General features: G+C 74.7%; 12 protein-coding genes. 11 read left to right on the plus strand and 1 reads right to left on the minus strand.

Going from position 1 to position 17,959, the window contains the following annotated elements; translation table 11 throughout:
- Positions 1-198: 198 nt before the first annotated feature.
- From O7618_RS25615 to O7618_RS25655, 9 genes are all read left to right on the plus strand, one after another.
- Entirely contained in the window at positions 199-2,037 is a 1,839-nt protein-coding gene (locus O7618_RS25615) for a GTPase domain-containing protein (protein ID WP_278108686.1), read from the plus strand.
- Complete coding sequence (locus tag O7618_RS25620) at positions 2,034-3,713, plus strand: GTPase (protein ID WP_278108687.1); 1,680 nt, start codon at positions 2,034-2,036, stop codon at positions 3,711-3,713. Before O7618_RS25615 ends, O7618_RS25620 begins: the two co-directional genes overlap by 4 nt.
- A 52-nt stretch (positions 3,714-3,765) precedes the next feature.
- Positions 3,766-4,992: a hypothetical protein gene (locus tag O7618_RS25625; RefSeq protein WP_278108688.1), complete on the plus strand. Its 1,227-nt coding sequence runs from the start codon at positions 3,766-3,768 to the stop codon at positions 4,990-4,992.
- Positions 4,993-5,054: 62 nt separating this feature from the next.
- Positions 5,055-5,912 (plus strand): hypothetical protein, encoded by an 858-nt coding sequence (locus O7618_RS25630; protein WP_278108689.1) that lies wholly within the window; start codon positions 5,055-5,057, stop codon positions 5,910-5,912.
- Positions 5,913-6,466: 554 nt separating this feature from the next.
- Entirely contained in the window at positions 6,467-7,645 is a 1,179-nt protein-coding gene (gene pdhA, locus O7618_RS25635) for a pyruvate dehydrogenase (acetyl-transferring) E1 component subunit alpha (protein ID WP_278108690.1), read from the plus strand.
- Positions 7,645-8,634, plus strand: coding sequence for an alpha-ketoacid dehydrogenase subunit beta (locus O7618_RS25640; protein ID WP_278108691.1), 990 nt, complete (start codon positions 7,645-7,647; stop codon positions 8,632-8,634). The genes pdhA and O7618_RS25640 overlap by 1 nt, the downstream gene beginning before the upstream one ends.
- A 5-nt stretch (positions 8,635-8,639) precedes the next feature.
- Positions 8,640-10,085 (plus strand): dihydrolipoamide acetyltransferase family protein, encoded by a 1,446-nt coding sequence (locus O7618_RS25645; RefSeq protein ID WP_278110149.1) that lies wholly within the window; start codon positions 8,640-8,642, stop codon positions 10,083-10,085.
- Between the two features lie 222 nt (positions 10,086-10,307).
- Positions 10,308-10,445, plus strand: a complete 138-nt coding sequence (locus O7618_RS25650; protein ID WP_013283356.1) for a hypothetical protein — start codon at positions 10,308-10,310, stop codon at positions 10,443-10,445.
- 347 nt (positions 10,446-10,792) lie between these two features.
- Positions 10,793-13,837, plus strand: a complete 3,045-nt coding sequence (locus O7618_RS25655) for a hypothetical protein (RefSeq protein WP_278108692.1) — start codon at positions 10,793-10,795, stop codon at positions 13,835-13,837.
- A 245-nt stretch (positions 13,838-14,082) separates the two neighbouring features.
- Here the strand turns inward: O7618_RS25655 and O7618_RS25660 are convergent, their stop codons facing one another.
- Positions 14,083-14,409, minus strand: coding sequence for a hypothetical protein (locus O7618_RS25660; RefSeq protein ID WP_278108693.1), 327 nt, complete (start codon positions 14,407-14,409; stop codon positions 14,083-14,085).
- Here O7618_RS25660 and O7618_RS25665 point away from each other — a divergent pair.
- Together O7618_RS25665 and O7618_RS25670 are read left to right on the plus strand one after the other, a co-directional pair.
- A complete protein-coding gene (locus O7618_RS25665) occupies positions 14,389-15,591 on the plus strand; it encodes a recombinase family protein (protein ID WP_278108694.1) in 1,203 nt (400 codons plus the stop codon). The genes O7618_RS25660 and O7618_RS25665 overlap by 21 nt on opposite strands.
- Positions 15,592-16,114: 523 nt before the next feature.
- A complete protein-coding gene (locus O7618_RS25670; RefSeq protein WP_278108695.1) occupies positions 16,115-17,944 on the plus strand; it encodes an NHL domain-containing thioredoxin family protein in 1,830 nt (609 codons plus the stop codon).
- Positions 17,945-17,959 lie beyond the last annotated feature (15 nt).

Raw genomic sequence — 17,959 nt, forward strand, 5'->3', positions numbered from 1 at the left:
GCTTCGTAACGGGTGAGCAGGTCGGACGACCTGCCCGGCGGGTCGCCCGGAGGCGGCCGCACCACAAGTTGAGTGAACTTGACTCAATAGTGCCACGCCGTCGGCAAACCGCAAGTCGAGGTTGAGTCGACCCGGCGCAACCTGACCGTTATTACCGTCCGGTTGTCTTACCTTGCGTCGGTCGGGCACGCTTTAGCGGTGACGACGCATGGCGATCCCGCCACCCGTGCCGGCGCGCCCGCCGTCGCCGCCCGCACCGCAACCACCGACGGCGAGAACCCGCCCGGCGGAGACGCCTCGGGGCTGTCCGCCGCGCTCGCCGGCCTGCGGTCCGCGATCGACGCGGCTCGCTTCCCGCTGACGCTGCCGTCGGCCGAGTCGGCCCGGCAGGCCGCCCACAGCCTCACCGACCAGATCGACGACTACCTGCTGCCGCGGCTGGCCCGGCTCGACGCCCCGCTGCTGGTGGTGGTCGGCGGCTCGACCGGCGCCGGCAAGTCGACGTTGGTCAACAGCCTGGTCCAGGCCCGGGTCAGCGCGGCCGGCGTGCTCCGACCGACCACCCGCTCCCCGGTCCTGGTCTGCAACCCGGCCGACGCGGCCTGGTTCCGCCAGGGCGAGTTGCTGCCCGGTCTGACCCGCACCACCGAACCGAGCGAGCATCCCGGCACCCTGCAACTGGTCACCGCCCCGGCGCTGCCACCCGGCCTGGCCTTCCTGGACGCGCCCGACATCGACTCGGTGGTCGACGCCAACCGGGCGCTCGCCGGGCAACTGCTCGCCGCCGCCGACCTCTGGTTGTTCGTCACCACCGCCGCGCGCTACGCCGACGCCGTCCCCTGGGAGCTGCTGCGCAGCGCCCGGGCCCGGGGCACGGCCGTGGCCATGGTGCTCGACCGGGTTCCGCCCGAGGCCGCCGACGAGATCGCCGCCCACCTGTCGCAGATGCTCGCCAGCCAGGAGCTCGGCGCCGCGCCGCTGTTCGTGCTGCCGGAGACCTGGGTGGACGGGCAGGGGCTGCTGCCCGACCGGATGACCGCCCCGCTGAGCGGGTGGTTCGCCCGCCTCGCCGGCGACGCGGAGGCCCGCTCGGCGGTGGTCCGGCAGACGCTCGACGGCGCGCTGGCCGCCCTGCGTCCGGTGGTCGAGGGGCTGGCCGACGCCGCCGACGAGCAGGTGGCCGCCGCCGAGGCGCTCGACGAACGGGTCCGGGCCGCCTACCGGGGTGCGGAGCGCACCGTCGACCAGGGGCTCAAGGACGGCCGGCTGCTCCGGGGCGAGGTGCTGGCCCGCTGGCAGGAGTTCGTCGGCACCGGCGAGTTCTTCCGCAGCCTGGAGGCGCGGATCGGGCGGCTGCGTGACCGGGTGGTCGCGGCGGTCACCGGGCGGCCCGCGCCGGCCGCGGAGCTGCGTACCGCGATCGAGTCGCAACTCGTCACGTTGCTGCGCGGCGTGGCCGCCGAGGCGGCGGAGAACGCGTACACCGGGTGGAAGGCGCATCCGGCCGGCGCGGCGCTGCTCGAACCGGAGCTGGCGCACGCCTCGGCCGACCTGCCCGCGCGCGGTGAGCAACTGGTCCGCGACTGGCAGCGCGGGGTCCTGGAGCTGGTCCGGGTCGAGGGCGCCGATCGGCGGTTCGTGGCCCGCACCGCCGCCTACGCGGTCAACGCCACCGGACTGGCCGTCATGATCGGCGTCTTCGCCTCCACCGCGTTCATCCCGACCGGCCTGGAGGTGGCCGCGGGCACCGGCACCGCGGTCGCCGGCCAGACCGTGCTCCAGGCCATCTTCGGTGACCAGGCGGTGCGGAACCTGGCCCGCAAGGCACGGGTCGACCTGCTCGACCGGGTCGGCGCGCTGATGGCCGAGGAGGCCGCTCGTTTCCTCGCCCGCACCGAGGCCGCCCGGCCGGCCACCGACGCCGGCGAGACGCTGCGCCGGGGCGCCGGGACCGTCGAGCGGGCCCGGCACCGCAGCGGCCTGTCCACCGCCGACACCGCGTTGCCCACCACCGGACAGGACGGTCTCCGCCCATGACGAACATCGTGGGACGGGTGCGCGAGGCGTTCCGGGCCGACCAGCGGGTCGACCCGGACGTCCTGATCGCCCGTCTGGAGGCGGTCCAGCGGTTCCTCCGCGCGGTGGACGGACAGGTGCCCGACGCCCAACTGGTGGCCGGGCACACGGTGGTCGAGCGGGCCGGCGACCGGCTCGCCCTCTCCGGCCGCCACACCGTGGTCGCCCTCGCCGGCGCCACCGGAAGCGGCAAGTCCAGCCTGTTCAACGCGCTGGCCCGGATGGATCTCTCCCCGGTCGGCGTGCGCCGCCCGACCACCGGGGTGGCGCACGCCTGCGTGTGGGGGCCGCTCGACGGCGCGGTCCGGTTGCTCGACTGGGTCGGCGTGCTGCCCCGGCACCGCTTCGTCCGGGAGAGCCCACTGGACGGCGACGACGAGTCCACCCTGCACGGTCTCGTCCTGCTCGACCTGCCCGACTTCGACTCGGTGCAGCACCACCACCGGCTGGAGGTCGACCGGCTGCTCGGCCTGGTCGACCTCGTGGTCTGGGTGGTCGACCCGCAGAAGTACGCCGACCGCGTGATCCACACCAGCTACCTGCGCGAGTTCCACCGGCACAAGGACGTGACCGTGGTGGTGCTCAACCAGGCCGACCGGCTGCACCCGACCGAGCTGCCCACGGTCCTCGACGACCTGCGCCGACTGCTCGACGCCGACGGGCTGGGCGGGGTGCCGATGCTGCCCACCGTGGCCACCGACCCGGCCGGGCTCGCCGGGCTGCGGGGTGAGTTGGAGAAGACGGTCGCCGAACGGCAGGCCGCCCTGCGCCGGCTCTCCGGCGACGTGGACGCCGTGGTGGCCGATCTGGAGCCGCTGGTCGGGCCCGAGCCGCCGCGCACCCGGCCGGGCGACGCCTCGGCGCAGGAGCTGACCCGGGCGCTCGCCGGGACGGCCGGCGTGCCGACCGTGGCGCAGGCGGTCGAGGGCGCCTACCGGCACCGGGCGGTGAGCAGCACCGGCTGGCCGCTGGTGCGGGGTTGGCGGAAGCTGCGTCCGGACCCGCTGCGCCGGCTGCACCTGCCCGGGCGTGACCCGGACGCGCCGGCGGAGAGCCTGATCTCGGCCACCTCCGTACCCGATCCGACCGCTGCGCAGCGTTCGTCGCTGCACCTGGCCATCCGCGCGGTTTCCGACCGCTCCAGCACCGACCTGCCGGCGCCCTGGCCGGCGGCGGTGACCGCCGCGGCCCGGTCCCGGCTGACCGACCTGCCGGGCGCGCTCGACCACGCGGTCGCCGCCACCGACCTCGGCATGGACCGGCGGCCGGCGTGGTGGCGGGTGGTCGGCGGCATCCAGTGGCTGGTCACCCTCGCCGCGCTCGGCGGGTTGCTCTGGCTGCTCCTGGGCTACGCGCTGCGTTTCCTCGGCCTGCCGCCGTTGGCGCACCCGACGCTCGGCGAGGTGCCCTGGCCCACCGTGCTGCTGCTGGGCGGCCTGCTCGCCGGGTTGCTGGTCGCGGCACTGACCCGGCCGGTGGTCGGCTGGGCGGCGCGGCGCGCCCGGCGGCGGGCCGAGCAGCGCCTGCTCACCTCCGTGGGCAGCGTCGGCGAGAAGTACGTGCTGGACCCGGTCTGGGCGGTGCTGGCGCGTTACGGCGCGGCACGGGACGCACTGCGGGAGGCCGAGCGGCGCTGAACCCGGCGTGCTGACCGGTGTGATGGCCGACCGCGCGGCGTAGGGTCGGTGCATGGCCACGCCACAGACCCCCTACGACGCGGTGCTGCACGCCGCGCGCGACGTGACGAGGCTCGACTCCGCGCTGGACGCGGAGATGCTCGGCGCCGCGCTGCTGGGCAGCGTCTACGCCGTCGCCGAGCACGACCGGGAGCAGGCCGTCCGCGAGTTCGTGGCCGGTTTCCTGGCCGCCACGTCCCGCCGGCGCAGCGCCGCCGCGACCACCATCCGCGCCGTCTTCGCCACCCTGGTGCCGGACGCCACGGGCGCCGCCCGGGTCCGGCCGGGCGCGCACGCCCCGGCCTGGGCCGGCCAGCTCGGGCGGGTGCGCCTCACCGGCACCTGGGCCTACGGCGACGTGTACGGCGACCAGACCTCCTACCTCGCCACGTTCGCCTACGACGACGAGGAGCAGGGTGGGCCGGAGCACGCCCTGGTGGCCCTCGTCGACCACAACATCGGCATCACCAAGGACGTGTTCGTCGGCGGCCCGGCGGACCGGATCGTCGAGCAGGCCCGGGAGATCTGCACCGAGGACGAGCTGACCTGGTTCCGCACCGAGGACCCGGCTCGGATGCACGCGGAGGTGAGCCGGCACCTGGCGGTCACCGACGACCTCGGCGAGCTGCCCGCCCAGGGGTCGCTCGCCACCGACCGGGCGCTGGTGGGCGCGCGGCTGGCCGCGTTGCCCGGGCCGACCCGGTCGGCCGGCCCCACCGGCACCCCGCCGCCCACCGACGAGGAACGGACCCGGCTGGTGCGTGCCTTCCTCGACGCGCCCGAGGCCACCCGGTTCGGCCTGCCCGAGGTCGCCGACGGCGAACTGGCCTCCCTGCACTTCTGCCTGGGCCTGCTGCTGGACCACACGGCGAGCTTCCCGGACGCGGACCCGATGCGGTGGAGCCCGATGGTCGCCGAGCTGTTCCTGCTCGACTGGGTGCACCGTCGCGCCGTGCTCGACATGGACGACGCCGCGATGCTGCCCCGGGTGCTGCGCGCCTGGGCGGCGTACGCGGCCCGGCAACGGGGGCTGTCGGCGGCCGCCGCCGGCCGGACGGACGAGGCGATCACCGAGATGATCCCGGAGTTCGCGCGGCTCTACAGCACCGGTGAGCGACGCAGCCCGGCCACCGCGGCGGTGGCGCAGCTGATGGCGGACGGGGTGGACCCGGACGACCCGGAGGCGTTGAACGCCTGGATCGAGGCGAATCGGCACCGTCTCACCGACGACCCCGCCTGACAGTGCCCGGCGACCGTCCCGCCGCCCGATCACGCCCGCCAGATCCACACCAGTACGGCGAGGTGGCGGTATCGGACCGACCGCGACACCACCACCTCGCCGAAGTGGAGTCGATCAAACCGCCCGGGCTCGGCGGCGACCCACCTGCGCCCACAGTTTCGCAGGCACCGGAACGGCTCTGCGGGAGCGCGGCGGCCACCGAGCGGACCGGTCAGGCTCCGCGGACGCTCCGCGTCGTCACCACCGAAGACGTGCCGCTCGGCGTCGCGGACCGACTCGGCGTCGCGGACCGACTCGGCGTCGCGGACCGACTCGGCGTCGCGGACCGACTCGGCGTCGGAGAGTCGCTCGGCGTCGGCGTGGTGGTGGGAGCGGCGGTGGGGCTCGGCTCCGGCGACCCGTCCGGCGGCGTGGTGGACGGTTCCGGCCCGTCGCTCGGAGTCGGCTCGGACGAGGTGCCGGAGGGCTCCGGCGTGGCTGAGGTGACGGACGGCTCGGGTGTCGGGTTCGGGGAGACCTGGTCCGACGGGGACGGCGACGGCGAGGGCACCGGTGAGGGTCGCGGCGGTCGTACCGGAGTGGGCCGGGTGGGCGCATGTGGGGGCACCGGTACGACGGACGGCCGGGACCGACGGCCGGAGCCCAGGTCGCTGTCGTCGGGCAGGGACGGGGCCGCCGGGAGCACCGGTCGCGGTGGGACGGTGGCGGTGACGCCGACCGCCGGGGTGGGCGCGGGCAGCGCCGGGCCCTGGGTGGTCTGGGGCAGCGGGATGACCACCGGCCCGACCGAGGGGGTCGGCATGAACCGGGTGCCGGCGTCGGGCAGGGCGCTGTTCCCCACCGAGGCGGTGCCGGTGCTGATCGCGGCGAGGATCGGCATCGACGCGGTGCCGGCGAGCAGCGCCACGGTCAGCAAATAGCCGCGACTCGGGGCACCGGCGCCGGGAGCGCGGTGCGCGCCGACCACCGGCCGGTAGCGGGCGGCGGGCATCGCCCGGTGCCGGCCGAGGAAGGGAGCACCTGGCGGACTCTCTGGCTCGGACACCGGCACACTCCTCGTACGCGTCGACGGGAACGAAAGAGCACACGCGGATATTCGGACAAATGCCGCGCGATGCCCTTCGTCAGCTTGACCCAGTGACGCTCAGTTCACCAGCCACCACCGCGTGTCGACACACAATTTGTCCGACGGCCTACGGGGGAGGCCATACTGTGGGCCCGCTCACCTCCTCTGCAATCATTCAGGCACGACGGCAACGCAGCCGCTACCTCCGCGCACCCCGCGGCTGGTGCGGAACGGCGCCGGCGCTCCCGGGCCTGGGTCCCCCGACGGACCCCGGCTCACGCCGCGCGGCAACCCTCACCGGGGCTATGGCGCGGCCGCCAGGGACCGACCCGGCACCTGCCGGGCGGGCGCACGACGTGCGCGGCTCGGGTCACCCCCGGCGCGGCGCAGACAGACAGGGAGAGACGGATGGCAAAGGGCGACCCCGGGGCCGCCACCCGCAGCAAGCGGGCCGCACCCCGTACCAGGCGCGCCGCCGCGACCGGCGAACCGGAACTCGTACAGCTGCTCACCCCCGAGGGCGAGCGGATCGAGACCGCGCTCGGTCCGGACGGGACCGAGTACCGCGTCGACTTCACCGACGAGGAGTACCGCGGGCTCTACCGGGACCTCGTCCTGGTCCGCAAGCTCGACGCCGAGGCGACCGCCCTGCAACGCCAGGGCGAGCTGGGCCTGTGGGCCAGCCTGCTGGGCCAGGAGGCCGCGCAGGTGGGCTCCGGCCGGGCGCTGCGCGCGCAGGACATGGCCTTCCCGACCTACCGGGAGCACGGGGTCCTCTACTGCCGCGGCATCGACCCGATCATGCCGCTCGGCCTGTTCCGCGGCGTCGACCAGGGCGGATGGGACCCGAACGAGTTCAAGTTCAACATGTACACGATCGTGATCGGGGCGCAGACCCTGCACGCCACCGGGTACGCCATGGGCGTCGCGATGGACGGCAAGACCGGCGGCGAGGACGGCGAGGCGGTGATCGCCTACTTCGGTGACGGCGCCACCAGCCAGGGCGACGTCAACGAGTCGTTCGTCTGGGCCAGCGTGTTCAACGCCCCGCTGGTCTTCTTCTGCCAGAACAACCAGTACGCCATCTCGGAGCCGCTGGAGCGGCAGACCCGGGTCCCGCTCTACCGCCGGGCCGGCGGCTTCGGCTTCCCCGGCGTCCGGGTGGACGGCAACGACGTGCTCGCCTCGTACGCGGTGACCCGGCACGCGCTGGACACCGCGCGCAACGGCGAGGGCCCGTCGCTGATCGAGGCGTACACCTACCGGATGGGCGCGCACACCACCTCCGACGACCCGACGCGTTACCGGATCGCCAGCGAGGTCGAGGCCTGGCAGGCCAAGGACCCGATCGCCCGGATGAAGACGTTCCTGCTCAAGCAGCAGATCGTCGACGAGTCGTTCTTCGCCGAGGTCGACGAGCAGGCCCGCGCCGAGTCGGTGCACCTGCGCGAGCGGGTGCTCAACATGCCCGACCCGCAGCCGGTCAGCATGTTCGACCACGTCTACCCGCACGGCTCCGCCGAGCTGGACGAGCAGCGGGCCCGGTTCTCGCAGTACATGGAGTCGTTCGAGGGGAGCGCGCACTGATGGCCACGGAGACGCTCACCCTCGGCAAGGCGCTCAACACCGGCCTGCGGCGGGCCCTGGAGAACGACCCGAAGGTCGTCGTCATGGGCGAGGACGTCGGCAAGCTCGGCGGCGTGTTCCGCATCACCGACGGCCTGCAGAAGGACTTCGGCGACCAGCGGGTGATCGACACCCCGCTGGCCGAGTCCGGCATCATCGGCACCGCGGTCGGCCTGGCCATCCGCGGCTTCCGGCCGGTCTGCGAGATCCAGTTCGACGGCTTCGTCTACCCGGCGTACGACCAGATCGTGTCGCAGGTGGCGAAGATGCACTACCGCTCGCAGGGCAAGGTGCGGATCCCGATGGTCATCCGGATCCCCTACGGCGGTGGCATCGGCGCGGTCGAGCACCACTCGGAGTCGCCCGAGGCATACTTCGCGCACACCGCCGGCCTGAAGGTGGTGACCTGCGCGAACCCGCAGGACGCGTACGTGATGATCCAGCAGGCGATCGCCTCGGACGACCCGATCGTCTTCATGGAGCCGAAGCGGCGCTACTGGGAGAAGGGTCCGGTGGACCTGGACGCCCCGCTCGCGGACGCGTACCCCCTGCACAGCGCGCGGGTCGCGCGGCCCGGCACGGACGCCACCGTGCTGGCCTACGGCCCGATGGTCCGCACCGCCCTGGACGCGGCCACCGCCGCCGCCGAGGACGGCCGGGAGCTGGAGGTCGTCGACCTGCGGACGCTCTCGCCGCTGGACCTGACCGCCGCCTACGAGTCGGTGCGGCGCACCGGCCGCTGCGTGGTCGTGCACGAGGCGCCGGGCAACCTGGGCCTCGGCTCGGAGATCGCGGCCCGGGTGACCGAGGAGTGCTTCTACTCCCTGGAGTCCCCGGTGCTGCGGGTGACCGGCTTCGACATCCCCTACCCGGCCGCCCGGGTGGAGGAGGAGTACCTGCCCGATCTCGACCGGGTGCTCGACGCCGTCGACCGCACCTTCGGGTGGTGAGCGGCATGTCACGGGTCAAGGAGTTCAACCTGCCCGATCTGGGCGAGGGCCTGACCGAGGGCGAGATCCTCGCCTGGCTGGTCAAGGTGGGCGACGACATCGAGCTGAACCAGCCGATCGTCGAGGTGGAGACCGCGAAGGCGGCGGTGGAGATCCCGGCGAAGTGGGCCGGCCGGGTGCAGGCGATCTTCCATCCGGAGGGCGCCACGGTCGAGGTCGGCGTGCCGATCATCGCGATCGACACCGACCCGAACGCCGGGCCGCTGGAGCAGTCCACGACCGGCGCGCCGGAGCAGGCACTGCCGACCCCGTCGGCCGCCTCGCTGGCCGCGGTGGAGGTCGCGCCGGCCGAGGGCATGGTCGAGCCGGGCCTGATCGGTGGCGCCGCCCCGGGTGGGCGTACCGCGGTGCTGGTCGGCTACGGGCCGCGCAACGCCCCGGCCAAGCGTCGGCCGCGCAAGGGTGACGTGCCGGCGCAGGCGACGGCGGCGCCGCCCGCGCCGGCTCCGGCTCCGGCTGCGCCCGCTCCGGCGGTGAACGGCAACGGCCGGGTCTCCGGCCCGGTGCTGGCCAAGCCGCCGGTCCGCAAGCTCGCCAAGGACCTCGGGGTCGACCTGGCCGCGCTGACCGGTTCCGGTCCGCTGGGCTCGATCACCCGCGAGGACGTACAGCGGGCGGCGAGCGGGACCCCGGCGGCGGCCGAGCCGCCGACGGTCGCGGCCCCGGCCGCGTCGGTCGCGAGCTTCGGCGCGGACCGCGAGCAGCGCATCCCGGTCAAGGGGGTACGCAAGCTGACCGCCGAGAACATGGCCCGCTCGGCGTTCACCGCCCCGCACGTGACGGAGTTCCTGACCGTCGACGTGACCCGGGCGATGAAGGCGCTGGACCGGCTGCGCGACCGGCGTGAGTGGCGGGACGTCCGGGTGTCGCCGCTGCTGCTGGTCGCCAAGGCGGTGCTGCTGGCGGTCAAGCGGCACCCGATGGTCAACTCGACCTGGGCCGGCGACGAGATCGTGGTGAAGGAGTACGTCAACCTGGGCATCGCGGCGGCCACCGAGCGCGGCCTGATCGTGCCGAACATCAAGGACGCCGGCCGGCTCTCGCTGCGCGAGCTGGCGGACGCGATGACGGCGCTCGTGCAGACCGCGAAGTCGGGGAAGACCTCCCCGGCGGACATGTCCGGCGGCACGCTGACCATCACCAACGTCGGCGTCTTCGGCGTGCACACCGGTACGCCGATCCTGCCCCCGGGTGAGTCGGCGATCCTGGCCTTCGGCGCGGTGCGCGGGCAGCCGTGGGTGCACAAGGGCAAGGTGAAGCCGCGCCTGGTCACCACGCTCGGCCTCTCCTTCGACCACCGGATCGTCGACGGTGAGCTGGGCTCGAAGTTCCTCCGCGACATCGGGGACTTCCTGGCCGACCCGGAGGCGGCGCTGCTCGCCTGGACCTGACCGGTCACGGTTCCGGCAACGGCCGGTGTGCCTCGGGTGAACGCCCGGCACACCGGCCGTTGCCGTTGAGGGGCGGAATCGTCGGCTAGATGGGGCGGTGGGCCTACGATCCTTAGGCAGGTGGCTCAGCTCACCTTCAAATCGATGGAAATTCGTAGCCAGGTGCGCTTAACTAGAGACATCAAGGGCTGACAACCGAATAGCCAGGAGGAGAGACCCAAGATGAGCATGATCGAGCGAATCCGCACCCGCCGCGACGCCAACCGCCGGGCCCGTGCCATCGAGCACGCCCTGCGTTCCGCCAACTCGCCCGCGGTCCGCGAGGAGCTTCTCGCCATCGCCCAGCGTCACATGAGCTGACGCCACCGACCTTTCTCACCTCCTCCAGTCCGAAGACCCGCCCGGCACGCCGGGCGGGTCTTCGGCGTTCCACGTCGTTCGGCACCGGGATTCCACCTCGCCGCACCGCCCGGTACGGTTGGCACGGTCGCCAATCGACTGCCTCCGGACCGACACGGGAAAGCGAAACCCATCGACGTCGCCCGGTGACTTTCGGTGACGGCTGAGGCTCCCCCGAGCGCCCCCGGGCGACCACCGGATACGGTGCGGGGAGCCCGCACGGCCGGTACCCGCCGGCGACGCCGGCAGCCATGCCGACGGTCCCCGACCGGCATCGGCGGCCGACCTGTGATGGAGGAGGCGCACCCATGACGTCCGAGGCTCCGCACCGCCCCGGCCAGGAGCCGGGCGAGGTGTCGCCGGGCACCGGCGGACCGGTGCCGTACGGCGATCAGCCGGCGCAGCAGGACAACGGGTACCCCGGCACACCCGACCTCGGCTGGGCTCCGCCCCCGCCGGCCGGTCGGCCCGCCCCGGCCGCCCCGGCCTGGGCCGCCGGCGAGGACCAGCCACCCGCCTGGGCCCCGCCCACGGGTCAGCAGGTCACCGGCCGGGCCAGCGCCCAAGTGCCCCCGCCCGCCGACCCCGGTGGTCGCGGCCAGCAGCCCGCCTGGGGTGCTCCCGAGCCGGGCGCGCCCGCCTGGGCCACCCCCGGCCAGGGCGCACCCGCCTGGGGCGCCGCCGAGCAGACCGGCCCCGAGCGGGCCGGTCCGACGCCGCCGTCCTGGGCCGCCGCACCGCCGAACAACCCCGCCGATCCGGCACCGCCCGCCTGGGCCGCCGAACAGAACCGCCCCGCCTGGGGCGGCGGCCAGGCCGACGAGCAACCCGCCTGGGCGCAGCCCGGCGACGCGGGCGCACGCGGCACCGGTTACGTGCCCGCGCCGGCCACTGTGCCGAACGAGACCTGGGTCACCCCGGTCGCCGCGGACGCCGGTGGGTCCGCTCCCGCCGCACCGCAGCGTGACGACGTGAGCCACTCCGGCGGTTGGGCCGTCGGGGCCGGCGCGCAGGCGGACGACCCCAACCGCTCCGGCGGCTGGACGCCCCGCGACGAACCGGCCGACGATCCCCACCGCTCCGGCGGCTGGACGCCGCGCGACACGCAGCCGACCTGGGCCCCCACCGGCCAGCAGAGCGGTGCCACCTGGCCGCCCGCCGAGCCGACCGCCCGGGCCGCCGCCAAGGCCTCCGTGCCCGGCAGCGTCCGCCCGGAGCAGGCGTGGTCCACTCCGGAGCAGTCCGACCAGGACGGTCGCGTCGAGGACGACCCGCGGCGCTCCGGCGGATGGAACCCGACCGGTGGGCCGCAGCACGACGACCCGGCCCGCTCCGGCGGCTGGCCCGCCCCGCAGGCCGAGAACCGGGCCGGTGACTGGGACGGGTCCACCCGGGACGACGACCCCGACCGCTCCGGCGGCTGGGCGGCCGGCGGGCGCGCCGCCGAGACACCGCAGACGAACACGTGGGGCGAGCCGGAGCAGTCCCGAGCCACCGGTTGGCACGGTGCCGAGGCGCCGCAGCGACAGGGCGACGAGCAGGCCGGCGGCTGGAATCCCGCCGTGGCCGTGCCGCCGCAGCGGGAGCCCGAGCGGCAGGCGGACGAGCCGGCGCAGCCCGGTTGGGGCGGCACCGGGGTGCCGGCCCGGGCCAGCGCGTCCGTGCCGACTCCGGACGCGCCGTCCGGCTGGGGCGGCACCAACCCCGACGAACAGGCACCCGAGCGGCCCGCGGTGCCGGACGCCGAGCCCTGGTCCCCCGCCGAGGCGTGGGGCCGGGCCGACGAGGCCGAGTCGGCACCGTCGCGTGGCTGGCAGCCGGCCGACGACGGTCCGGCCTACCAGCCCGCGCCCGCGCCGGGCATCGCCCCCGGCAACGCGGTGCCGCTGCCCGCCCAGGGACAGCGCGTGCCGGGGGCCGCCCTGGCCGCCTCGCCGCCCGCCGACCACCCGGCCGCCGCGCCGTTCGGCGCGGGCGAGCCGGAACACGCCGACGCCGGCTGGGGCACCTCCCGGTCCGGCCACGAGGAGCCGCAGTCGCCGGCCGGACCTGTCGTTCCCGGCCCGCGTACGTCGCCCGAGGCGGGCGCGGTCACGGCCAGCGCCTCGGTCCCGGTGGCCAGCCGCGTCGCCCCGCCGACCGACCAGCCGGTGCATCCCACCGGGTCCTCGACGCCACAGCCCCGGGTCTACGGCCGGCCGGCCCGTCCGGAGCCCGAGGAGAGCGACGGCCCGGACGACGCGCACGGCTATCCGGGCCACGCTGACCCGGCCGCCTTCGGCGGACCGCAGTCCCGGCCCGACGAGGGGCCCGGACACCCCGGATCCCCGTCCCGCTCCGACGACGGCCACGGCTACCCGGCGTCACCGTCGCGACCGGACGACGTACACGGTTATCCCGGCTCGCCGTCCCGTTCGGACGACGGCTACCCCGGGCCGGGCGGTCCGCCGCCGTTCGGCGGCCCGCCGCCGCGGTCGGACGACGCGCACCGCTACCCCGGCCCGGACGGTCCGCCCGCCTTCGGCGGACCGCAGTCGCGGCCGGACGACGACGAGCCGCGCGGGTACGCCGAACCGTCGTCGCCGGCCGGCCCGGCGCCGTTCCCGGTCGGCGTGCCCTCCTTCGTCGACCCGCCCGGCAACAACCGGCCGGCCAACGGCGTGCACCCGCACGACGCCGAGCAGTCCGGTAGGCCACGCGACCCGTTCGGCGCGCCGGGTGGGCCGCAGAACCCGTTCGGGGGCCCCGGCGGTCACCAGGACGCGTTCCACGGGCCCGCCGGCCGACCCGACCCGTTCGGCGGCCGCGGCGGCCAGCCGGACCCGTACGGTCCGCCGGCCGGTGGCCGCGCCTCGGTCGCCGTACCCGGTCAGGGTCCGGCGGGTGAGCCGGGCGGCTTCCCGCCCGCGTTCCCGCCGCCGCCGCAGCAGGCGCCGCCGGCCTGGTCGACCGACGGGCCGTCCGACGATTCCGACCAGGGCCGCTTCGACGCGTTCAAGCCGGACGCCGAGCCGCAGACCGAGGCGCCCACCCCGAAGGTGCGCAACGGGCGGGTACTCGCCGCCGTGCTGGTAGCGGCCGTGCTCATCCTCGCCGTGCCGCTGGGCCTGCTGACGCTGCTGGGCAAGATCAACGGCGACGACAAGCCGGCGGGATTCGACCCGGCGGTCGGCTCGTGCATCAAGCAGTCCGGCACCACGGCCGTGGCCACGAACTGCAACGAGCAGGGCGCATTCAGCATCGTGTCGAAGGTGGACAACAAGGACAAGTGCGCCGACCTGTCCCAGCCCACCGTCGTCCTTCAGGACGGCGGCACCAACCGGGTCCTCTGCCTGAAGCCGGCCGGCCAGTAACACCTCCGCGAAGCGCCCGCCCCCGACCCGGGGGCGGGCGCTTCGCGCTGCGGTGTGCGGCTCTTCACCCGGCGGTCTCCGCCGACGGCGATGCCCGCAACGGCCGGTCCCTCGCCGAGCAGGAATCCGAACTACGCGGCCTAGCCGCCCGCCTCGGCCTCTTCGTCGTCGCCGAGTACGTCGAGCGCGAGGGCACGGGCGCCTCTCGGTTCTCCCAGAAGGCCCGGCCCCAATGGCAGAAGGCCCTAGATGACCTCCGGGTCGGCGACGGCTTCCGTACCATCCTCGCGTGGTCGCCAGACCGCGCCGACCGCCGAGGCGCCGTCGAGATCGGGAAGATCCTCGACGAGCACGCTGACGGCTCGCGCCGGATCGTCGGAGCCGACGGGACCGACACAGGCGACCCCAAGCGGCGGCTGGAACTCATCCTCCGCGCTGAGATTGCCCGCGAGAAGGTCGAGAACCTCTCTCGCCGCGTCAGCCGTACCAAGAAGTTCCGGCGCGCCGAGGGCCGCTGGCTCGGAGGCCAAGCCCCGTACGGGCTCCGCATCGTGGACGGCCAGCTCGCCCACGACCCCGACACGTACCCGGTCGCGCGCCGGATCGCCGACGAACTGCTCACCGGCTCAACGATCTGGGCGACGGTCAAGGGCTTCAACGACGACGGCATACCCTCCCCGCGCGGCAAGTCCTGGGGCGTCGGCAGCCTCGCCGCCCTCATCCGCTCGCCCGGCTTCGCCGGCCTCCAGTCCATCCGCGAGCGCACGCCCGAGGGTCGCTGGGCGTACGTCGCCGAGCCCTACCGGAACGAGCACGGCCAGACCGTGAGCGTCGGCGAGGGCGTAGTCAGCCCCGGCGAGCGTGCACGTATCCTCGTCGCGGTCAACGGCCGCGCGGCGACCACGGCCGATCGTGGCGGCCGGTTCGTCGGTCGCGGCGACCGCCGCTCGTCGACGCTCCTCGCCGACGCCCTGCGCTGCGCTGAGTGCGGCGGCCGGACGGCCCAGAGCGGGGCCACGGGCCGCAAGGTCTACCGCTGCGGCAACTACGGCAACGGAAAGAGGTGCGGCGGCTTTACGGCCCCGCTCGCCGAGACGGACGAGGCCGTATCCCTCGCCTTCCTCCGCCGCCTCGCCGAACTTGAGTCCGGCGACCCCTTGCTAGAGGCCGTCGCCGACGCCTGGGTCGCCCGCGTCGCCCCCGAGGACCTAGCGGCCCGCGACTCCGCACAGGATGCCCTAGACGCCGCCCGAGCGGACCTCGCGCGAATGCGCCGCCTCATCGCCGCTGGGACGTTCACCGAGGAGGACGCCGCCGAGGTCATGCCCGAGCTTCGCGCGAAGGTCAAGGCCGCCGAGGACGCCCTCGCCCGTATCCCGATCCCCGAGGCCGATATCTCGCCCCTGCTGGACCTTGCGCAGTCTGTTCCCGCGTGGTTCGACCTCCCTGAGGCCGAGCGTCGCGGCCTCCTCGGGCTGGCGATCGCGGAGGTACGCGCCACCCGCGCGGCTGGGCGAGGTACCCGGTTCCGGCCGGACGAGCGCCTCCTGATCGTCTGGGCCGACGGGACGTCGTCCCGGCCCGCGCCCGTGAGGGTCGACGAGAAGGCCGAGCGGGTCGCGAAGGTCCTCGCCATGTTGGCCGAAGATCCGGCTCTCTCGCTCGCGGATGTGGCCCAAGCGATCGGCCGCTCGCCGCGAACGGCCCGCGGCGTCCTCGACGCCGCCCGAGCCGTGCCTTCCGACACCCACTGACTCCCCGCCCCGCCCAACCAAGGAGCCTCAATGCCCTGGGGAGCACAACCCGCAGAGCTTGTCCACGCCCCGCCGTCGTACCCGTGCTCGACTACTACACCGGCGAGGGCGAAATCTTCACGATCCGCTGCATCGCGCAGCGCGTGGTGAAAGCACCGGGAGTTTCCCCAGGCCTTACCGTGATCGCGTGAACCTCACTCCTGCCCCCGCCGTCGCCGGCACGCCCGCGACTATCCACGTCGGCGACGACGCCTACCCGGCCGTCGTCGTCCGCGCGTCGGCGACTGCCGTAACCGTCCGGCGCGTCGAGGCCGTCGGTGAGCGTCGCAACCGCGAACACTCCGCGATCGTCGGCGCAGGCGACCTGACCGCCCCGGTCGGTCCGCCGGAGGTGTACCGACTCCTTGACGGCCGCTACCGCACCCGCTCGGCATTCCTCACGCTCGGCGACGCCGTGTCTCGTACGCCTCTTCCCGCGCCCCGTCGCGCCGGCTGGTCACCCATGGTGAGGCAGGATGGACCCATGGCAGCACGCGTACGCGCGCCCGAGCTTCGCGGCCGGGCCTGGCTCAACACCGGCGGCAAGGCCCTCACGCTGGCCGACCTAAAGGGTCGTATAACCGTCCTAGATTTTTGGACCTTCTGCTGCATCAACTGCCTGCACGTGCTCGACGAGCTGCGCCCGCTCGAGGAGAAGTACGGCGACGTGCTCGTGGTGATCGGCGTGCACTCGCCGAAGTTCGAGCACGAGAAGGACCCGGACGCGCTCGCCGCGGCCGTCGAGCGCTACGGCGTGCACCACCCGGTGCTCGACGACCCCGAGATGGACATGTGGCAGCAGTACGCGGCGAAGGCCTGGCCGACGCTCTCGGTGGTCGACCCCGAGGGGTACGTGGTCGCCACCATGGCCGGCGAGGGGCACGCCGAGGGGCTGGCCCGGCTGGTCGACGACCTGATCGCCACCCACGAGGCGAAGGGCACCCTGCACCGCGGCGAGGGCCCGTACGTGCCGCCCGCCGAGCCGGAGACGGCGCTGCGCTTCCCCGGCAAGGCCGTCGCGCTCGACGGTGGCAACCTGCTGGTCTCCGACTCGGCCCGGCACTCCCTGGTCGAGCTGGCCCCGGACGGGGAGACGGTGCGCCGGATCGGCGCGGGTGGGCGGGGCCGGACGGACGGCCCGGCGACCGCCGCCACCTTCGCCGAGCCGCAGGGGCTCTGCCTGCTGCCGCCGCACGTGGCCGAGGTGGCCGGCTACGACGTGGTCGTCGCGGACACGGTCAACCACCTGCTGCGCGGCGTACGGCTGTCCTCCGGCGAGGTGGTCACGGTGGCCGGCACCGGGCGGCAGTGGCGCTCGACGGTCGACGACCACGCGCACGACGCCCGCTCGGTCGACCTCTCCTCCCCTTGGGACGTGGCCTGGTACGACGACCGGGTGGTGGTGGCGATGGCCGGAATCCACCAGCTCTGGTGGTTCGACCCGATCAGACGGACCGCCGGCATGTACGCCGGCACCACGGTCGAGGCGCTGCGGGACGGTCCGCTGCCGGACGTCTGGATGGCCCAGCCCTCCGGGCTGTCGGTCTCGGCCGACGGCTCCCGGCTGTGGGTGGCCGACAGCGAGACCAGCGCGATCCGGTGGGTCGCCGGCGGCGAGATGCACACCGCCGTCGGTCAGGGCCTGTTCGACTTCGGCCACGTCGACGGGCCGGCCGACCAGGCGTTGCTCCAGCACCCGCTGGGCGTCTGCGCGCTGCCCGACGGCTCGGTGCTGATCGCGGACACGTACAACGGCGCGGTGCGCCGCTTCGACCCGGAGACCGGCCAGGTCGGCACGGTGGCCGACGGGCTGGCCGAGCCGAGCGACCTGGTGGTCACCGCCGAGGGCGAGGTGCTGGTGGTCGAGTCGGCGGCGCACCGGCTGACCCGGCTGGCGCCCGGCGCGCTGACGGCGGCGGGGGCGGACACGGTGGCCGGGCCGAGGCACCGGCTGGAGCGGAAGCCGACCGACGTGACGGCCGGCGAGCTGACCCTCGACGTGATCTTCACACCGGCGCCGGGGCAGAAGCTGGACGAGACGTACGGGCCGTCGACCCGGCTGGTGGTCTCGGCGTCCCCACCGGAGCTGCTGGTGGAGGGGGCCGGTACGACCACCGACCTGTCCCGCCGGCTGCTGGTCAACGGTGACGTGGCGCAGGGGGTGCTCCAGGTGACCGCACAGGCGGCCACCTGCGACGCCGACGTGGAGCACGCCGCGTGCCACCTGACCCGGCAGGACTGGGGCGTACCGGTCCGGGTGGTCACCGGCGGCGTCACCCGTCTCCCCCTGGTCCTGCGCGGCTTGAACGAGTGATAAAAGGGGGCCCCT

It is taken from the genome of Micromonospora sp. WMMD980, from assembly GCF_029626035.1.
In the GTDB taxonomy this organism is placed as follows: domain Bacteria; phylum Actinomycetota; class Actinomycetes; order Mycobacteriales; family Micromonosporaceae; genus Micromonospora.